The sequence below is a fragment of the Nocardiopsis sp. RV163 genome (genome assembly GCF_001029525.1).
Classification (GTDB): Bacteria; Actinomycetota; Actinomycetes; order Streptosporangiales; family Streptosporangiaceae; genus Nocardiopsis; species Nocardiopsis dassonvillei.
Window position 1 is genome coordinate 13110 of record NZ_LEKI01000054.1, and the last position, 18952, is coordinate 32061.

15 protein-coding genes are annotated in these 18952 nt (G+C 71.9%); 8 read left to right on the top strand and 7 right to left on the bottom strand.

What is annotated here, in order from left to right:
* Window positions 1–55: 55 nt before the first annotated feature.
* From ABD54_RS12140 to ABD54_RS12150, 3 genes are all read left to right on the top strand, one after another.
* Window positions 56–583 (top strand): carbonic anhydrase, encoded by a 528-nt coding sequence (locus ABD54_RS12140; RefSeq protein ID WP_047869569.1) that lies wholly within the window; start codon window positions 56–58, stop codon window positions 581–583.
* Window positions 584–785: 202 nt separating this feature from the next.
* Window positions 786–1112 (top strand): M48 family metallopeptidase, encoded by a 327-nt coding sequence (locus ABD54_RS12145; protein WP_013154318.1) that lies wholly within the window; start codon window positions 786–788, stop codon window positions 1110–1112.
* A 161-nt stretch (window positions 1113–1273) separates the two neighbouring features.
* Entirely contained in the window at window positions 1274–2416 is a 1143-nt protein-coding gene (locus ABD54_RS12150; RefSeq protein ID WP_047869582.1) for a PLP-dependent cysteine synthase family protein, read from the top strand.
* A 9-nt stretch (window positions 2417–2425) separates the two neighbouring features.
* Here ABD54_RS12150 and ABD54_RS12155 read toward each other — a convergent pair whose 3' ends face one another.
* Window positions 2426–4531, bottom strand: coding sequence for a type IIA DNA topoisomerase subunit B (locus ABD54_RS12155; RefSeq protein ID WP_047869570.1), 2106 nt, complete (start codon window positions 4529–4531; stop codon window positions 2426–2428).
* A gap of 354 nt (window positions 4532–4885) precedes the next feature.
* Between ABD54_RS12155 and ABD54_RS12160 the strand changes: the two genes are divergently transcribed.
* Window positions 4886–5104, top strand: coding sequence for a hypothetical protein (locus ABD54_RS12160; protein WP_047869571.1), 219 nt, complete (start codon window positions 4886–4888; stop codon window positions 5102–5104).
* A 46-nt stretch (window positions 5105–5150) separates the two neighbouring features.
* Here the strand turns inward: ABD54_RS12160 and ABD54_RS12165 are convergent, their stop codons facing one another.
* Window positions 5151–5828: a GNAT family N-acetyltransferase gene (locus tag ABD54_RS12165; protein ID WP_047869572.1), complete on the bottom strand. Its 678-nt coding sequence runs from the start codon at window positions 5826–5828 to the stop codon at window positions 5151–5153.
* A gap of 157 nt (window positions 5829–5985) precedes the next feature.
* On the opposite strand from ABD54_RS12165, the gene ABD54_RS12170 reads away from it, so the two are divergent.
* Both ABD54_RS12170 and yaaA read left to right on the top strand, forming a co-directional pair.
* Entirely contained in the window at window positions 5986–6714 is a 729-nt protein-coding gene (locus tag ABD54_RS12170; RefSeq protein ID WP_047869573.1) for a hypothetical protein, read from the top strand.
* 45 nt (window positions 6715–6759) lie between these two features.
* Entirely contained in the window at window positions 6760–7500 is a 741-nt protein-coding gene (gene yaaA, locus ABD54_RS12175) for a peroxide stress protein YaaA (protein WP_047869574.1), read from the top strand.
* Between the two features lie 457 nt (window positions 7501–7957).
* On the opposite strand, the gene ABD54_RS12180 is transcribed toward yaaA, so the two are convergent.
* Both ABD54_RS12180 and ABD54_RS12190 read right to left on the bottom strand, forming a co-directional pair.
* A complete protein-coding gene (locus ABD54_RS12180) occupies window positions 7958–9670 on the bottom strand; it encodes an RNA polymerase sigma factor (protein WP_082166787.1) in 1713 nt (570 codons plus the stop codon).
* A gap of 366 nt (window positions 9671–10036) precedes the next feature.
* The gene (locus ABD54_RS12190) at window positions 10037–12118 is read right to left on the bottom strand and encodes a SpoIIE family protein phosphatase (protein WP_047869577.1); all 2082 of its coding nucleotides are present in this window, start codon (window positions 12116–12118) and stop codon (window positions 10037–10039) included.
* A 568-nt stretch (window positions 12119–12686) separates the two neighbouring features.
* Here ABD54_RS12190 and ABD54_RS12195 point away from each other — a divergent pair.
* Together ABD54_RS12195 and ABD54_RS12200 are read left to right on the top strand one after the other, a co-directional pair.
* Window positions 12687–12974 carry a hypothetical protein gene (locus ABD54_RS12195; protein ID WP_047869578.1) on the top strand — a complete coding sequence of 96 codons (288 nt, stop codon included), beginning with the start codon at window positions 12687–12689 and terminating at the stop codon, window positions 12972–12974.
* Between the two features lie 188 nt (window positions 12975–13162).
* Window positions 13163–14779 (top strand): hypothetical protein, encoded by a 1617-nt coding sequence (locus ABD54_RS12200; RefSeq protein WP_047869583.1) that lies wholly within the window; start codon window positions 13163–13165, stop codon window positions 14777–14779.
* A gap of 22 nt (window positions 14780–14801) precedes the next feature.
* Here the strand turns inward: ABD54_RS12200 and ABD54_RS12205 are convergent, their stop codons facing one another.
* The 3 genes from ABD54_RS12205 to ABD54_RS12215 are packed head-to-tail and all read right to left on the bottom strand — an operon-like array spanning window position 14802 to window position 18889.
* A complete protein-coding gene (locus tag ABD54_RS12205) occupies window positions 14802–15599 on the bottom strand; it encodes a tyrosine-protein phosphatase (protein ID WP_047869579.1) in 798 nt (265 codons plus the stop codon).
* A 47-nt stretch (window positions 15600–15646) separates the two neighbouring features.
* On the bottom strand, window positions 15647–16381 hold the full coding sequence (locus ABD54_RS12210; protein ID WP_047869580.1) for a nucleotidyltransferase family protein: 735 nt from the start codon (window positions 16379–16381) through the stop codon (window positions 15647–15649).
* A 42-nt stretch (window positions 16382–16423) separates the two neighbouring features.
* A complete protein-coding gene (locus ABD54_RS12215; RefSeq protein ID WP_047869581.1) occupies window positions 16424–18889 on the bottom strand; it encodes an AAA family ATPase in 2466 nt (821 codons plus the stop codon).
* Window positions 18890–18952: the final 63 nt, after the last annotated feature.

An 18952-nucleotide genomic window follows, 5' to 3' on the forward strand; every position in this document is an offset into this window, starting at 1 on the left:
ATCCGTCCGGTGCGCGCGGCGCGTCCGCGACCACGGGACAAGGGAGCGCCTCCACGTGAGCGACAACAGCGGCACCACTTCCTCCAGTGCCTTCGACGATTTCCTACCGGCCAACGACGCCTACGCCGAGTCCTTCTCCCTCTCCGGGCTCGAACCCGTCGCCGCGCGCGGTCTGGGCCTGGTGACCTGCATGGACTCCAGGATCGAGCCTTTGGACATGCTCGGTCTCAAGCCCGGTGACGCCAAGATCCTGCGCAACGCCGGCGCGCGCGTGACCGACGACACCCTGCGCACCCTGGTGCTGGCGGTGTACCTGCTCGGTGTGGACCGGGTGCTGGTCATGCCGCACACCCGGTGCAAGATGGCCTCCGTGGAGAGCGACGACGCCGTTCACGACCTCATCGAGGAGCAGTACGGAGTGGACACACGCAGCCTGGAGTTCCACACCGACAACGACCAGCTGGGCGCCCTGCGGCACGACCTTGAGCGCATCCGCCACCACCCTCTGCTGCCCGAGGGCCTGCCGGTCGCGGGCGCGCTGTACGACGTGGACACCGGCCGGATCACCATGACGGACCTGTGACCGCTCCCGAGCGGAGGCGGTGACCGGGGTCGGCCACGTGTGCGCCGCACGTGGGCGGGGATCTCTTCAGTGGGACCGGAAGGCGCGGTAGGACCCGACGGGCTCCTGCCCGCGCCTCCGTCCCACACGCCCCACCAGGGAATGCGACCGGTACTCCGGCCGTTGTGATCCGGGACGGCCCCGCGCCGTCGGAAGGAGCACCGTGGAAGAGAACACCTACGACACCTTCAACCGCGCCCGCATGTTCATGGAGCTGGGCGACCCCATCTACGCCGCCCGCACCCTCGAACCGATCGTCGACGACGAACCGGACAGCCGCTCCCTGCTGGAGCTGCTGGGCCGCGCCTACTTCCACTCCGCACAGCTCAACAAGGCCGAGCGGACCTTCCGCAGGATCATCGAGCTGGACCCGGTGGACAACTGGGCGCACATCGCCCTGGCGCGCACGCTGGAGCGCCAGAGCCGCCACGAGGAGGCGGCCACCTACCGGCGCATGCACGCGGTGATGTCCGGGGGCTCACTGGACTGAGGGCCCCTCCGGTCCGGCGCGCCCGCGTGCGCGCCGGGACAGGGCAGGCCCCCGCCCCGAGTGCCCCCGGGACCGGGCCGTCTGGACGCCCCCGTACGAGCAGGAGCGGGTCGGGCCCCTCGGGGCCCGGCCCCTCCCGTGTGCGGGCTACGCTGCTGGGCATGGCATCCTCACCGACAGGTCCGCGGCCGGGCGACGACACCCCGTGGGTGGACCGGTGCGACGACAGCGCCCGCTCCTGGGCGGACGAGGCGGTGCGCAGGGTCGTCGCCGACGCCAACCGCTCGGCCGACACCCATCTGCACGTGTTCCCGCTCCCACCGGAGTGGGGCATCGACCTGTACCTCAAGGACGAGTCCGTGCACCCCACGGGCAGCCTCAAGCACCGGCTCGCGCGCTCGCTGTTCCTGTACGGGCTGGCCAACGGGTGGATCCGGGAGGGCACCACCATCGTGGAGGCCAGTTCGGGCTCCACCGCGGTGTCGGAGGCCTACTTCGCCCAACTGGTCGGCCTGGACTTCATCACGGTCATCCCTCGCAGGACCAGCCCGGAGAAGATCGCCCTGATCGAGCGCTACGGCGGCAGGTGCCACTTCGTGGACGCACCGCCCGCTATGTACGCCGAGGCCGAGCGACTGGCCGCCGAGACCGGCGGGCACTACATGGACCAGTTCACCTACGCAGAGCGGGCCACGGACTGGCGCGGCAACAACAACATCGCCGAGTCGGTCTTCGAGCAGTTGGCCATGGAGCGCCACCCGTGCCCGGAGTGGATCGTGGTGGGCGCGGGCACCGGCGGCACCTCCGCCACCATCGGCCGCTATCTGCGCTACCGGCGCCTGGGCACCCGGTTGGCGGTCGTGGACCCGGAGAACTCGGCGTTCTTCCCCGGCTGGGTCACCGGCGCGCCCGACTACGCCACCGGGATGCCCTCCCGGATCGAGGGGATCGGCCGTCCCCGCATGGAGCCGAGCTTCGTGCCGTCGGTGATCGACCTGATGATGCCGGTGCCCGACGCCGCGAGCATCGCCGCGATGCGCCACCTGCACGACCGCACCGGGCTGTCCGCCGGAGGGTCCACGGGCACCAACCTGTGGGGGGTGTGGCACTTGGTGGCCAGGATGCTCCGGGAGGGGCGCGGGGGCAGCGTGGTCACGCTGATCTGCGACGGCGGCGAACGCTACCAGCACAGCTACTACAACGACGCCTGGGTGGCGGAGCGGGGCCTGGACCCGTCCCCCTACCGCGCGACCATCGACCGGTTCCTCTCCGAGGGGGTCTGGGAGCCGCCCCAGACCCCCTGAGGGGCCCGGTCAGGTGTCGATGCGGGCCACGTCCAGCTCCTGGGCTCCCTGCTGGATGAAGCGGCGGCGCGGGGCGACCTCGTTGCCCATCAGCAGGTTGAACACGGAGGAGGCCTCCTCGGCCTGCTCCACCCGGATCCGGCGCAGGGTTCGGTAACGCGGGTCCATGGTGGTCTCGGCGAGCTGGTCGGCGTCCATCTCGCCCAGGCCCTTGTAGCGCTGCACCGGCTCCTTCCAGGAGATCTTGCGCTTCTCCAGGTCCAGCAGCGTGCGTGAGAGCTCGGCGTCGGAGTAGGTGTAGACGTAGTGGTCCTCGGGCTTGCTGCCGCGCTTGCGCCGGGTGTTGGTCAGCTCGATGCGGTGCAGCGGCGGCACGGCCGCGTACACCCGCCCGGCCTCCAGCATGGGCCGCATGTAGCGGTAGATGAGCGTGAGCAGCAGGCAGCGGATGTGCGCGCCGTCCACGTCGGCGTCGGCCATGAGGATGATCCGGCCGTAGCGGGCAGCGTCGATGTCGAAGGTGCGCCCCGAACCGGCGCCGACCACCTGGAGGATGGCCGCGCACTCGGCGTTCTTGAGCATGTCGGTGACCGAGGACTTCTGCACGTTGAGGATCTTGCCCCGGATCGGCAGCAGCGCCTGGAACTCCGAGTCCCGGGCCAGCTTGGCGGTGCCCAGCGCCGAGTCCCCCTCGACGATGAACAGCTCGCTGTGCTCCAGGCCCTCGCTGCGGCAGTCCACCAGCTTGGCGGGCAGCGCCGAGTTCTCCAGGGCGGTCTTGCGCCGCTGGGTCTCGCGCTGCTGACGCGCTGCCAGGCGGGCCTTGGCGGCGCCGACCACCTTCTCCAGGACGCTGCGCGCCCTGGCCTTCTCCACCTTCCTGGTGGAGGTCAGGAACTCGCGAAGCTCCTTGCCGACCACCTGGGAGACGATCCTGGTCGCCGCTGAGGTGCCGAGGATCTCCTTGGTCTGGCCCTCGAACTGGGGCTCGGGCAGGCGGACGGTGACGACCGCGGTGAGCCCCTCCTGGGTGTCGTCCTTGGTGACGGGGTCGTCGCTGTTCCTCAGCAGCTTGGTGGTGCGGAGCTGCTCGTTGATCACCCGCACAAGGGCCCGTTCGAAGCCGTTGATGTGGGTGCCGCCCTTGGGGGTGGCGATGACGTTGACGAAGGAGCGCACGGTGGTGTCGTAGCCAGTGCCCCAGCGCAGGGCGACATCAACGTCCAGGCGGCGCTCGACGTCGGCGGGCACCATGTGCCCGGCGTCGTCCAGGACCGGGACTGTCTCGGTGAAGTTGCCGCTGCCCTGGATGCGCAGCACGTCGCTGACCGGCTCGTCGGGGGCCAGGAAGGTGCAGAACTCGCCGATGCCGCCGTCGAAGCGGAACTCCTCCTCGTGGGCGGGCTCACCCTCCACGCGCTCGTCGCGCACGGAGAGGGTCAGCCCCGGCACCAGGAAAGCGGTCTGGCGGGCCCGGTCCAGGAGCGCCTCGCGGGCGATGTCGGCGTCCTTGAGGAAGATCTGCATGTCCGGCCAGAACCGGATGCGGGTGCCGGTGATCTTCTGGGCCACCTTGCGGACCTGCTCCAGGCCCGAGACCGGCGTGAACTCGGCGTCGGGACCGGAACCGGCGAAGCGCCCGGGGATGCCCCGGCGGAAGCTGATCGCGTGGGTGCGGCCCTGGCGGTCGACCTCGACGTCCACGCGCGACGACAGGGCGTTGACCACCGAGGCGCCGACACCGTGCAGGCCGCCGGAGGCGGTGTAGGAGCCGGAGCCGAACTTGCCGCCCGCGTGGAGCTTGGTCATGACCAGTTCCACACCGGACAGGCCGGACTTGGGCTCGGCGTCCACGGGGATGCCGCGTCCGTCGTCGCTGACCGACACCGACCCGTCGGAGTGCAGCGTGACGTCGATCCGGGTGCAGAAGCCGCCCAGGGCCTCGTCCACGGAGTTGTCGATGATCTCCCACATGCAGTGGGTGAGGCCGCGGCTGTCGGTGGACCCGATGTACATGCCCGGCCGTTTGCGCACCGCCTCAAGACCTTCGAGGACCGACAGGTGTCGGGCGGAGTAATCCTCGGGGTCGTGGACGGCTGCGGTCAAGGCGGTCACTCGGACATCTCCTGCGTCTTCAGGGCCATCAGGGCGCTGTGCGGTGCGTGCCCTTTGTACCGCGCCGCACTGACGAATAGGGGGCGGCGTGCCGGTCGCTTGCTACCACCGGGGCCCGGCGGGAGGACGGGGGCCTGCCCCGCGCGAGACTACCACCTCCGGTGGATGCGACCCGGATGCTCCCCTTTTCCTGGGATGCCGGGCCATGGGGCGGGTACAACAAGGACATGAGACGACATCCAGGCATCAACCAGGCAGATTCCGCTGTCGGCGTACACGGGACCAGGTTGGGAACGTCCTGGTCGGGTTAAATGTTGTCAGAGGTGACTAACGCCGAGTATTGAGGATGGCGAAGTGACTGGAACCCTTGCCCCCACCCAGCCGCTGACGGCTGCTGACCGTTGCGACCGCTGTGGTGCGCAGGCTTACGTCCGGGTGCTGCTGAACTCCGGCGGCGAGCTGCTGTTCTGCGCCCACCACATGCGCAAGCACGACGACTCTCTCCGAAAGATCGCCTCGGACATCCAGGACGAGACCGACAAGCTCAACGAGAGCAAGACGGACGAGCGTTAGCCACAGAGCACAACAGAACAGGCCTGAACACCGGCGGCGGCTCCTCTTAGGAGCCGCCGCCTTCGCGCGCGCCCTCCAGTACCCGACTGTGGTACCGCGACGCCTCGGCGAAGCCCGCGCGCCCGTACAGTCCGAGCGCCGGGGCGTTGTCGGCGACCACGCACAGGTAGGCCCGCCGCGCACCGAGGTCGTACCCCCAGCGCAGCAGGTCGGCCAGCAGCCCGGAGGCCACGCCGCGCCCGCGGGCCGCGGGGTCGGTGAACATGGCGCAGACCGCCAACGACTCCCCGTCCAGCACCGCCGCGCCCCGGCCGAGGCCCCGTTCAGCCGTTCCGTAGGCGGCGTCGACCCGGCCGAGGATGCGCGCGGCCCCGGTGGTCGGCCACCCGGGCCCGGGCGAGGCCGCCACCGAGGACGTGCCCGGGGCGTCGGGGCGCGCGCCCAGGTCGCGGGCCAGGACCAGCGAGGGCTCCACCACCGCGTAGCCGTGCTCCGCCAACCGCCGGTCGACCTCCTCCTCGCCCGGCCACACCTGCACGCAGGGCCTCAGCCCGCGCCCGGTGTAGTAGGCGGTGACCTCGGCGACCCGGGCGTGCGGGTCCAGCACGAGCGCGCAGTTGGCCCGCTTGGTGAGCCCCTCCGCGAAGCCGAACCGCCAGCCGCCGCGCTCCTCCACCTCGAACGGCGGCCAGTCCCGCGTCACCCGCCGCGCCCACTCGTGCACGCCCGCTCCCCTCGCCCGGAGCCGACGATGCTATCCGGCGGGCCCGCGGCGCCCGTCGGCCCGCCCCCGGTAGGGGTGCCCGGGGGGTGCGAACCCCCGGCGGACCGTCGTGGCAGCGTTCCTGACACGGCACCCTCCCGGTGGGGAGGATGGCCGCATGCGTTCCACTCCCCGAAAGAGCCCTTTCACGTCCGCGTCCCTGAGAACGGCCCTGGTCCGCGACCTGCCCGGACGGGCCGAGGCCCCCGTGCCCGGCCCCTTCCCCGGCCGCTGGCCGACCGCCGTCTCGCTGGCGGCGGCTCCGCCGCTGCTCCTGGCCGGGGAGCTGCTCAAGGCGCCGCACCACTTCTTCTTCCCGGACCAGATCGCTGCCTACGCCGACGATCCCGTCAAGATGGCCTGGGGGTACGGGCTCTGGTTCGCCGGACTGCTGTTCCTGGTGCCCGCCTTCACCGGGCTGGCCACCGCGATCGCCAGGACCCGGCCCGTGCTGGGTGCCGTCACGGGGATCGTGTGCCTGTTCGGGCTGATGGTGGGTGCCTTCTTCGAGGGCGCCAACTTCGTCGCCCTCCAGCTCACCGACGCACACTCCCCGGAGCTGGCCACCGCGTTCGTCGGGTTCCTCTATCCCCGGGTGCACGTGGTGTACGCGCTGGTGTGGGCCCCCAACCTGGGCTGGGTGCTCCTGGCCGCGGGACTGCTCGCGACCCGTTCCGTGGGCGCGGCCCGGTTCCTGTGCGTCCTCTCGATGGCGCTGCACGCCAACGGCATCCTCAAGGGATTCGTCCCCGTGGGCGCCGTGATGGACGCCCTGCTGTGCGTCGCCTTCGTCACCCTCGCCGTCCAGGTCCTCCGACACCGGGAACGGGCTCCGCACACGTCCTAGCATGGGCGGGTACCCGACCACCGCCTCCACCCGGGAAGTTCCACCATGCTCATCCTGCTGCCGCCGTCCGAGGGCAAGGCCTCCTCCGGCGAGGGCCCCCGCCTGGACCTGGGGACGCTGACCCTTCCGGAGCTGGCCGGAGCCCGCGAGCGGGTCATGGCGGCGCTGGCGGACCTGTGCTCGGGGCCCGAGGAGGCCGCGCTGAAGACCCTGGGGATCAGCGCCGGGCAGGCCGACGCGCTCAAGCGCAACCTGGACCTGGCCACCGCGCCGACCCTGCGCGCGGCAGACCTGTACACGGGCGTGCTCTACGACCGGCTCGGCCTGCCCCACATCCCCGACGCCCGGGTCCTGATCTTCTCCGGGCTGTGGGGAGTGGTCGGGCCCGCCGACCGGCTGCCCCCGTACCGCCTGTCCATGGGCGTGAAGCTGCCGCCCCTGGGCGGGCTGGGCGCCTACTGGCGCCGCGAGGCGGCCGCGCCCCTGGACGAGTTCACCGGGGGACAGCTCCTGGTCGACTGCCGCTCGTCCGCCTACGCCGCCGCCTACGCTCCGGGCACCGGCGTGGCCGTCAAGGTACTGCGCGAGCGCACGGTGGACGGGGTCGCCAGGCGGACCGTGGTCAGCCACATGGCCAAGGCCACCCGGGGCGACATCGCCCGCTCCCTGCTCCTGGAGGGTGTGGACGCCGCCACCCCCGAGGAGCTGGTGTCGGCCCTGCGCGACCTCGGGCACACCGTGGAGCTGCCCGAACGGCACGTGCTGAACGTCGTCGTCCGCGACTGAGGGGAACGCCGGGGAAACGGGTGCGGACCGCCGAGGCGGGTCGGCGCCCGTGTGCCCGCAAAGGGCCTGCGGACACATGGAGAACGGGGAGCGGCCGCAGGCCACTCCCCGTCGCATAACGACTCGATATCGCGACTTTATGCCGCACCTACAGTAAGTGCGGGACGATGGACACCGTCGGATCGGATGACACGGCACCTCGGACGAAACGGTGCCTCGGATGACACAGTGCCCGGGAGAGCCAAGGACGCTCCCGAGCGCGACGGGCACCCCGGAGCACCAACGGGGGCTGCTCCGGCACACGCGGACGTCGCCACAACCGCGCGGGACTGGGGTGCCGGCCCCGGATCGGCGCGCCCCGCCTGCTGGCAGGCGCGCCGACCCGGGGCCGGTCCGGTTCTCTTCAGCCGCCGGTCAGCGCGCCAGGGCCGCCGGCCGGCCGACCACCCGGGTGAACCTAGTCCAGGTAGTCGCGGAGCACCTGCGAACGCGACGGGTGGCGGAGCTTCGACATCGTCTTGCTCTCGATCTGCCGGATGCGCTCACGGGTGACCCCGTAGACCTTGCCGATCTCGTCTAAAGTCTTCGGCTGGCCGTCGGTGAGACCGAAGCGCATGGACACCACGCCCGCCTCACGCTCGGACAGCGTGTCCAGCACCGAGTGGAGCTGCTCCTGGAGCAGGGTGAAGCTGACCGCCTCGCCCGGCTGGATCGCCTCGGAGTCCTCGATGAGGTCGCCGAACTCGCTGTCGCCGTCCTCGCCCAGCGGGGTGTGCAGGGAGATCGGCTCGCGGCCGTACTTCTGCACCTCGACGACCTTCTCCGGGGTCATGTCGAGTTCCCTGGCCAGCTCCTCCGGGGTGGGCTCGCGGCCCAGGTCCTGGAGCATCTGGCGCTGGACGCGGGCCAGCTTGTTGATGACCTCGACCATGTGCACCGGGATGCGGATGGTGCGCGCCTGGTCGGCCATGGCCCGGGTGATCGCCTGGCGGATCCACCACGTGGCGTAGGTGGAGAACTTGAAGCCCTTGGTGTAGTCGAACTTCTCCACCGCGCGGATCAGACCGAGGTTGCCCTCCTGGATCAGGTCCAGGAAGAGCATGCCGCGGCCGGTGTAGCGCTTGGCGAGCGAGACCACGAGCCGGAGGTTGGCCTCCAGCAGGTGCTTCTTGGCGCGGCCGCCGTCCTCGGCGATCCACTCCAGCTCGTCACGCAGCTCGACGGTGAGGAGCTCGGGCTCCTCCGCCAGCTTCTCCTCGGCGAACAGGCCGGCCTCGATCCGCTTGGCGAGTTCGACCTCCTGCTCGGCGTTGAGCAGCGGAACCTTGCCGATCTGCTTGAGGTAGTCCTTGACCGGGTCCGCCGTCGCGCCCGCGGCCACGACCTGCGCCGCGGGGGCGTCGTCATCGTCGTCGTAGAGGACGAAGGACTCGTCCTCGTTGGCGGGTTTGGTCGGGGCGCCCACGGCCTCGGGCTTGGCGGGCTTGAGGTCCTTGTCCGCCGGGTCCGGGGTGTCCTCGACCAGCTCCAGCTCGGCGCCGGTGTGCTCGAGGTCGTCCAGGCCGTCCTCGGCCTCGTCGAACTCGCCGTCAGCCGCGAGCCCGAGCTCCTTGGTCGCCGTCTTCTTGGCGGCGGCCTTGAGGCCGGTGGTCTTGGCTGCCGGGCCCTTGGCAGCAGTGGTCTTGGCGGCCTTGGTCGCGGGCTTCTTGGGCGCCGCCTTCTTGGCGGGCTTCTTGGCCGCGGGCTTCTTCTCCGCCTTGGCCTCGCCCCCGGCGTCCTCGGAGGAACCGACCACGGCGGTGACCGTCTCGTTCTGCTCCTGGGCCGCCGCCGCGCGCACGGGCTTGGCGGCCCTGCTCGTCGCGGTGGTCTTGGTGGACCTGGTCGAGGTGGACCGCGTGGCCGCCGTCTTGGTGGTCGCCGGCTTGCGCCGCGGCGCCTTGCGCCGGGAGGAGGCCGACTCGGGGACGAGCACGGTCACGCCCTCCTTCGCGAGGCTGCGGAGCACGGACTGCGCCTGCGACATCGGGATTTCGGCCTCTTCGAAGGCACGGCGCACGTCCTCGGGCTCAAGGAAGCCCTGGGACCGCCCACGCTCGATCAGCTGCTGAATGACGGGCTCTTGCAGTGACTCGGACTGCTTCGAGCGAGTCGAACTGGCAGATGACACAAACACCTCTCGAACGGACGTGTGGCGAGATTGTCGGACCCGGTGGTCCGCCTGGCCGGGACCGGGCACCGCGCCCTCTCCCACCTGCGGCCTGGGATCGTCCCCACTGGGGCGGGGAAGCCGTTGGTCTTTCAAGCGTATGCGCTCTCCAGGGTCGTCCCCGTCCAGCGTATGCGCTCCCGGAGGTCACCCCCGCAGAGGATCACCCCGGCATCGCGGGGCGGAACGGCTTCTTCACTGTAGGCAAGGCAATGGACTTGTTCGTACGGTCTGCCGTCGGTCTGCCGCCGGTTCACCGGCACGGCGCGGACCGGTGCGCACCGGTCCGCCACAGACCGGTGTCCACCAGTTCGCCTCGAACCGGCACTACCGCTCCGGCGCGGAGTCGATCACCGGAAGCTGGACGGCGAGCAGCGTGACGTCGTCGTCCTGCTCATACCCATCGAGCATGCTCTCAACAAGGTACTCCAGCATCTGCTGTGGATCGCCCACCACCTCCGGAGGGGCCGAGGACGCCACGTGGACGAGCTCGTCGAGTCCGGAGTAGACGGACCTTTTGCGGTTCTCAACCAGTCCATCGGAGTACAGGGCGACGGTGTTACCGGGTTGGACGAAGAATTTGTGGTGGCCCCGCGGGGAGCTGACCCCGAGCGGCGTGTCGGGTTCGGTGTCGAGCAGTGACGGCCGTGCGCCACCCGCCACGACCAGCGGCGGGAGGTGTCCCGCGTTGCTGAGGTCGAGCTGTCCGGTGACGGGGTCGAGCACGAAGTAGACCAGTGTGGTGACCTGGTCCATACCCTCCGTGGCCGAGAACATGCGATCCAGGCCGGCCAGGACGTCGGCGGGCTCGGGCATGGAGAAAGCCAGGGCGCGCAGCGCGTTGCGGATGCGGCTCATCCCGGCCGCGGCCGGGATGCCCTTGCCCATGACGTCGCCGAGCACCCCGGCGACGCGGCCGTCCGGCAGCGGGAAGGCGTCGTACCAGTCGCCGCCGACCTGCACGTTCTGCGACCCGGACCGGTAGTAGGCGGCCAGGCGCACGCCGCGCACCCCGGGCAGTTCCTCGGGCAGCAGGCTGCGCTGGAGCTCCTCGGCGGTGCTGTGCTCCTGCTCGTAGAGGGTCGCGCGGCCGATGGCCAGCGCGCACTGCCCGGCCAGGGCCTCCAGGAACACGCGCTCGTCGTCGGAGACCTCGCGCGGGGTGGAGAAGGCGAAGCGCAGCGCACCGATGGGGCGCCCCGCGGTCATCATCGGCAGCGCGATCCAGGCCCGCTCTGGCGTGGACCCGACGAGTTCGTCGACCTCGGGCGCGCCGTCGAACAGCGCGCCCAGCTCGGCCGGGTTGGCGGCCAGGCGGGGCAGCCGGTCGGCCACCGCCAGAGCGGCGATGTCGGGGTGGCCCGTGGGGAAGGTGGAGCGGGGCAACTGGTGGGCGTGCGCGGCGGCGATGGTGCGCAGCCGCAGGCGGTCGCGGTCCAGCAGGACGACGCAGGTGTGGTCGGCGCCCACCCCGGAGCGGCCGATCTCGGACATGGCGTTGACGACCTCGTCGGCGGTGAGCGCCTCGGCCAGGTCGGAGGTGGCCTTCTGGAGGCGGGCGGTGCGCATGGCCGCCTCGCTGAGCTGCTGGTTGAGGCGCTGGCGGAGTTCGTCGGCCTCGCGCTCGTTGGTGATGTCGGCGAGGGTGCCGATCCACTCGGCGGTCCGCGTCCCCTCCATGACCGGGTGGGCCCTGGCCCGGTAGTGGCCGTAACCGCCCGAGCGGGTGCGCACGCGGAACATGGCGTCGAAGGGGGTGACGTCCAGGACGGAGTCCTCCCACGCGCGCTCGACGCGGGGGCGGTCCTCGGGGTGAAGGGCGTCGAGCCAGCCCCGGCCCAGGTAGTGCTCCAACTCCTGGCCGGTGACGGCCCGCCACTGGGGGCAGTCCTCGCGGATCTCGCCGCCGGGCCCGGCGGCCCAGACGATCTGGTTGCCCGACTGGAACAGGGCGCGCAGGCGCTGCTCGTCGCGGCGCAGGGCGGCGCCGTCGTCGGCGGGTTCGGCGCCCTCACCGGCGGGGACGGCGATGAGGGCGACGTACTCCTCGTCCGTGTCCGGTTCGGTGACGGGGAACCAGGTCAGGTCCCACGGCTGTCCGGCGGGGGCGCGGTGGCGCCCTCGGACGGGCTGTCCGCTCTCGCGCGCCCGGGCCGGGCCGCTCCGGTGGTCGGCGGCGGCGTCGCGGTCACCGCTCTCCTCCAGCAGGTCGCCGGGGTCACGGCCAAGGCACTCGGCGGGGGCGCGCCCCAGGACGTCGGCGGCCAGGCGCTGGTTGATCGTGCCGAGGAGACCGTCGGGGCCGAGCAGGGCGAACCCGATCGGGGAGTCGGTGAGGAGGGATCCGACCGCGTCGGGGAGTTCCGCCCCGCTGACCCGGGGTGGCGGAATGGACGTCTCGGCGCTCAACTGCTCGACACCTCCGGAACCGTCGATTCCCCAGCCGTGTTTCGTTGGGGGGTGCTGCCTGGGCCGCGCGGCCCCTGTCGACCTGCCGCCCCCGGCGTGAAAGCCGGAAGTCGCGCGGCGCCGAAGGTGATCGGGGGGCTCCGCGGCTCCCGGGAGTCACGCTCGATGACTCCTCTCGGCCGCTGTCACGGCTCAAGCATAAGACACAGCCGTCCATACGCAACGGCCGTCGTGGAGGGAGGCCGCCCGCGGACGCGGAAGGTAAACAATAGGCCACCCGAGGGTCGTGTCACAGCGGGCGGAGACTTTCGGCGACGTGTTTTCCGCCCATTCCCGGCGATGGGAGTTCCCGGGAGGTTTGCGTTCTCCACTCGGAACCGGGGGGTTATACGCCTGGAAAACCCTTTTCGTCTTGTTGAACTGCGATGACGGTGGTGTTCGAGTAAACGATGCTTCCCGGAGGTTTTATCAACAGCGTGCCGGGACAGGGGTTGACACTCCGTCCAGAACAAGTGAAATGGGTGGAGGTCACCGTCCAGGCCATCTCCAGCTAGGGGTGTGAGCGAGAATGCTCCAGACCTTCCCGGTCCAGGATCTCAGTCGGATCTCGGCACGGCTCCACGACGAGTTCAGTGCCCTGTCCCACCGATGTGTCGAACGCTGCGTCAGCGACACCTGGAACTGCGTCGAACACCTGGGCATCACGGTCACGCCGCACCTCGTCGAGCGGGTCGCCCGCGAACACCTGGAGGCGATGGTGAACTCCGTGCCGCCCTCACCGCCGGCCAGGAAGCCGGCGCGCAGATCGGCCGCGGCCCTGTTCGGCGGCCACCGGGGCATACCGAAACCGCGCTGAGCCCGACCGTCACCACCAGGGGAGCGGCCTCCCCCCACGGGAGCCGCGCTTTGGTCGCGCCCGGTGCAGGCGCCGGTTCGCGGGAACGGAGGAGCGCACACCCGGGGCTGGCATACGCTCGGGTGGTGCCCTCCCCGATGCCTCCGTCCCCAGGTTCCGAACCGGTTCCCCGCGCCGTCTTCGACGAGATGCTGCGCGCCGCCAGAGCGCTGCTGGCCATGCGCCACCCGCTCGACGCCGAACTCGCCTTCAGCGAACTGCTCGGCACGTGGTGGGGGGAGCGGGTCCCCGGGGTGGACGTGGAGAGACTGCTCGGCGAGGGCCTGGTGGCGCACGCCACCGCCTCGGGCAAACCCGCGGGGCTGGGCGTGCTCGCGGCGGTCACCGCCCTGGGCACGTCGTCCGAGCAGCGGGGCCTGGCCGAACAGGGGATGATCGCGCTCCGCGAGAGCGGCCTCCAGGTACCGGCTTGGGCCTCCCAGCTCGGCGCGGTCACACCGGTGGCCGTCTACGTCAGCACCGACCAGTTCGGTGACACCGAGGACTTCGTGTGCGTGTTCAGCCGTGACGGCGGCCACCCCGGCCACCGGGGCTCGCTGCCGCCCGAGCACGCGCTGATCCTGGTCCTGGACCACAACGGCGGCGGCGTGCTGCGCGACGCCTGGGTGACCACCAAGGTCGAGCAGTTACTGGAGAGCTGCCGGGCCAGGGCCGAGGCGGACGAGTTCGCGCGGTTCACGCAGGTGGAGCTGACCGAGGCGCGCGCGCTGCTGTCGCGGGCCCTGCAACGCACGGAGCAGGTGGTGGCGGGCACACCGGCCGACCGGGCCTCGGGGGCGCTCGTGGAGCCGGTGGGACTGAAGGTCTCCGACCTGACCGGGGGGTCGCTGGCCGCGCACTTCGCCCTGGCCAACGCGCGGGTGCGGTCCCTGCCCACACATCCTGAGGGGGTGGACCCCTTCCCCGCCCCGGTGTGGCGGCGCGACCGGCGGGCGGTGCTGGCCGCACGCTTCCTGGCCTCGGACGAGGCCGCCGAGCTCTCCGACTCCTACGCGGCGAGCCGCTGCGCCGACCACATCATCACGCACGGCTGCGACGTGGACGGCGGTCGGCCGATGCGCGTCAGCCCGCGCAAGGTGGAGTCCTTCCTGCTGCACTGGCTGCCCGGCCGGGTGGTCCTGCTGCCCGAGGAGCAGGAGGCCATGCCGCACGTGCTGGCGGCTTGGGTGCGCTGGGCGGGCCGACGCGGCGGGCTGCCGCAGGTGGCGGTGGGGGCGACGCTGGACGCGGTGTGGGAGTCCACCGCGGAGTTCACCCGCACCTACCGCGACCCGGCACGCCCGCTGGGGCTGCGCCAGGAGGCGGTGCGGCGGCTGATGCCGGACGGCGACTTCTCGTCGCTGGCGCGTCGGATGTTCGCGTTCCCGCTGCTGGCCAGCGAGCTGGTGACGTGGGCGCCTGAGGAGTTCGACCCGGACACGGCCCGGGGCCGCAGAGCGCTGCTGCGCCTGGACCACTACGGCGAGTACGAGGCGGCCACGCCGCACAGCGGCCGCCACTCCAGCGGGCAGGACCGGTGGTACCGGCCGGTGACCGGCGACGACCCCGAGCGGGAGCGGGAGCTGGACCGGCACGAGCGCCTGGCACGGCGGCTGTGGCACGGCAGGCCCGCGAACCTGTGGGCGGCGGCCCGCCGGATGCTGGACCGGGGAGTGGACCGGCCCGGCGTGCTGGCCGCCCTGGGCGAGGTGTTGGAGGCCGCCTCGGGCGAGAGCGACCTGCGCCGCCGCCTGGACGCGCTGTAGGCCGCGCGCCCCGGCGCCGCGCCTACTCCAGCATGCGCTCGCGCAGCTGCTCGACGGTGGCGTCGGAGAGCTTGAGACCCTCGGTGACGTAGGCGTCGAAGGAGCCGTGGACCTCGTCCACGTGGGCGAAGGCGGTCTCCAGGTACTCGGCGCGCACCCGCGTCATGGGGACGACCTCCTCCCAGTCCAGGGCGCTGTGCCGGGCGAGCCTGCGCATCCACTCGTCGGTGTTGGCCTGGCGCTCGTTGCTGGCGAGGTAGTCGGCGACCACGGCCTCGCGGTCCACGCCCAGCAGACCGAGCAGCAGGGCGGCTCCCCAGCCGGTGCGGTCCTTGCCCGCGCTGCAGTGGAAGACCAGGGCCGCCGGGCCGCGGGCCACCCGTTCGACCAGCTCCCGGTACCCGGTGAGCGCCTCGGCGTCGGTGACCAGCTCGCGGTAGACGCCGTGCATGAAGCGCTCGGCGGCGCCGTCGGCGAACATGAGGCGGGCCTTCTCGGGGTCGGCCAGGGCCAGGGAGAAGTTCGCCCCGGCCGCACCGGGGTCCTGCACGGCCACGACCGCGTACTCGGCGCCCTCGGGGACCACGTCGGGGAGGGTCTCGCGTTCGTGCGGGGTGCGCAGGTCCACGAGCTGGCGGATGCCCAGGCCGTTGTAGGCGGGCATTTCGCCGTCGGCGATCGCGTGCAGGGCGTCGGAGCGGTACACGAGCCCGCGGCGGACCGTGCGGCCCGAGGCGGTGCGGTGTCCGCCCAGGTCGCGGAAGTTGGGGGCGCTGGAGAGGAGGAAACCGTCATTCGTCACCTTGGTGACGATACCCATCCTCCCCGGCGCCCGGTCAGCCGACGTCCGCTCTTCCCCGGCCGGGGTCAGGCGTCCTCGCGCATGGCGGTGATCCGCTCCCCCGCCTCCTTGACGTCCTTGGCGGTGTCCACGCCGCGCCAGAAGCCGTCGATGCGGTAGGCGGTCAGACGCCCCTCCTCAGCCAGTTCGGGGAAGGTGGAGGACTCGTGGTCGCCCCTGGTCGGCAGCAGCGGGGTGACGCCCGGCTCGAACAGGTACACCCCGGCGTTGATCCACACCGGCAGCAGCGGACTCTGGGTGAAGCCCTCGATCCGGTCCTGGTCGTCCACGTCCACGATGCCCCAGGTGGTGCGGAACTGGGCCAGGGCCAGGGTGGCCAGGCCGCCCCGCTCCCGGTGGTGGGCGGTCATCTCGTCCAAGGGGAACCAGGTGAGCACGTCGCCGTTGAGCGCGAAGTAGGGGGCCTCCGGGTCGCGCAGACCGGTGGAGGCGAAGCGCAGGGCTCCGCCGCGGCCCAGCGGCTCGTCCTCGACCAGGAGCGTGATCCGCGGGCCGCCCTCGCGGGCCTCCAGGTGCTCGCGCAGGACCTCGGCCATGTAGCCGCAGGAGACGACGACGTGTTCGACTCCGTGGCCGGTGAGCCACTCCAACTGGTAGTCGATGATGGGCCGTCCGGCCACCTCCACCATCGCCTTGGGGCGGGTGTCGGTGTAGGGCCGCAGCCGGGTGGCCTGGCCCCCGGCGAGGATGAGCGCCTGGGCGACGGGGGACGCGGAGGAGGAAGTGGGTGCAGCGGTCATGGACCGGACACTAGCAGCACGCGTGTGCGCGGCCCCTCGGGTCTACTGCGTCGCCTCGGCGTAGGCCTTGCGGACGTCGGCGCTGGTCAGAACGGTGAGTTCGGCGGCGGTCGCGGCCTCGCCCAGCTCCTGGGACACGCGCAGGTCGCGGTGGGAGCACGCCTTCTCGAACAGGGAGCGGGCGAAGCGGCCGTTGCCGAGCTCGTCGATCCACCCGGCCTCGCACACGTGCGCGAAGATGCTGCGCAGGTCCTCGCGCGCGGTGTCGTCGAAGGCGTCGCCGGTGCGGGCGGCCACGGCGTCGGCGATCTCGGTGAGCTCGTCGGCGGTGTAGGAGGGGAAGCGCACCCGCACGTTGAACCGCGAGGACAGCCCGGCGTTGGAGGCCAGGAACCGCTCCATCTCCGCGGGGTAGCCCGCGAGCACGACCACGAGCCGGGACCGGTCGTCCTCGGCCCGCTTGAGCAGGGTCTGAATGGCCTCGGAGCCGAAGGCGTCGCCGCCGCTGTAGCCGGGGTTGACCAGGGAGTAGGCCTCGTCCACGAACAGCACGCCGCCCAGCGCCCGGTCCACGAGCCGGTTGGTCTTGACGGCTGTGGCGCCCAGGTGCTCGCCGACCAGGTCGGCGCGCTGGGCCTCGACCACGTCGGCGCGGCCGAGGAGGCCCAGCGCCGCGAAGACCCGGCCCAGTACCCGGGCGACGGTGGTCTTGCCGGTGCCGGGAGGACCGGAGAACACGAAGTGCCGCATGGGCGCCTGGTTGAGCAGCCCCTGCTCCTCGCGGAGCTTGGCCACCCGCAACTGGGCCACGATGGAGCGGACCTGCTCCTTGACCGGCTCCAGGCCGATCATGGCGTCCAGTTCGGCCATCGCCTCGCCGATGCCGGGCGCCTCACCGAAACCGGGCAGGCGCGAGGTCAGCTCCCGGTGGGCGGCCTCCACGTCCGAGGCTCGGACGGTGATGAGGTCCTCGGCCTCGGGCCGGGGCGCGGGCTCCGCGCCGTCCACTCCGGCGGTGACCACTCGCACGTCGCGGGCCTGGGCGGCCTTCTCGACAACCGAGCGGGCGAAGCGGCCGTTGCCGAGCTCGTCGACCACCTCGCGCTGGACCACCTGGTCGAACCTGCGCCGCAACGCTTGGGCGGCTCCCTCGTCGAGGGTGTCGCCGCGCTGGTGGACGAGGGACTCGGCGATGCGGAACAGCTCGTCGGCGGTGTAGCTGGGGAAGTTGATGCGCGTGGCGAAGCGCGAGGCCAGACCGGGGTTGGAGGCCAGGAAGGCGTCCATCTCCTTCTCGTACCCGGCCAGGACGACGACGAGCCGGTCGCGGTCGTCCTCGGCGCGCTTGAGCAGGGTCTGCACGGCCTCGTTGCCGAACCGGTCGGCCTGGCCGTCGCCCTCGTTGACCAGGGAGTAGGCCTCGTCCACGAACAGCACGCCGCCCAGCGCCCGGTCGATGAGCTCGTTGGTCCTGATGGCGGTCGCGCCCAGGTACTCCCCCACGAGGTCGGCGCGCTGGGCCTCGACAACGCGGGAGGTGGGCAGCAGCCCGAAGGAATGGAAGATGGTGGCCAGGGTGCGGGCGACGCTGGTCTTGCCTGTGCCGGGCGGGCCGGAGAAGACCAGGTGACGCAGGGGCCGCTCTACGGGGAAGCCCGCGTCGGCGCGCAGGCGGGCCGCCTCGATGGAGGCGGCGATCCCGCGCACCTGCTGTTTGACCGGGTCGAGGCCGACCATGTCCTCCAGTTCGGCCAGGGCCTGGTCGACGGGGACGGGCTCGTCGTCGGCGTCGGCGGCAGGGGCGCCTCGGGAGCCGCTGCCGGTGCGCGCGCGCAGCGTCCGGGTGCGGCCCTCGGCTCCGTCCCCGGGCGCGTTCGCGGGGCCCGCGCCGCCGTTGCGGCGCGAGACGGGCATGGACTTGGCTGTCTCGCGCCGGTTGGCCTCGCTCTCACGGTGGATCTGGCGCGAGGCCGACAGCCGCCACAGCAGGCAGGCGCCCGCGGCGGCGTAGAGCAGGGCTATCCCCCAGGAGGCGGCGAAGGGCTCGACGACCAGTCCGACCAGTGCCAGGGAGAACCCGGCGATGAGCCCGGCGGTCAGCGAGAGCAGGGCGGTGTGCCAGACGGGGAACTCGCGCGCCCGCCCGGCGGCCAGGACCACGAGCGGGGGCAGGGGCAGGACCAGCAGCGTGACGGGTTCACCCGTGAGGGGGATCTGGAAGAGGGGGACGGCCACCGCGAGCCAGAGCACGCACACCATGACGGTGGCGAAGGCGTCCACGGAGCGCATGAGGGCGGCCAGGACCATGAGCAGGACCAGGGCCCCGGCGACCGCGCCGAGGACGGAGGCTCCCGCGACGAGCGCGACGACGGCGACCACGGTCAGCATGACCAGCGCGGACACGAGCCGTCTGCCGAGGGGGATCCGGTGGTAGAGGGCGCGCACGCGGTCGAGTCCCGAGGCGCGTCCCGGCTCCGCGGCGGCGGTGGAGCGCATCTCACGCGTCATCCATGCACCTTCCTGCGTGGGGGTCCGTGGCGGTCGGCTCTCCTGACCGGCGGGGTTCGGGTC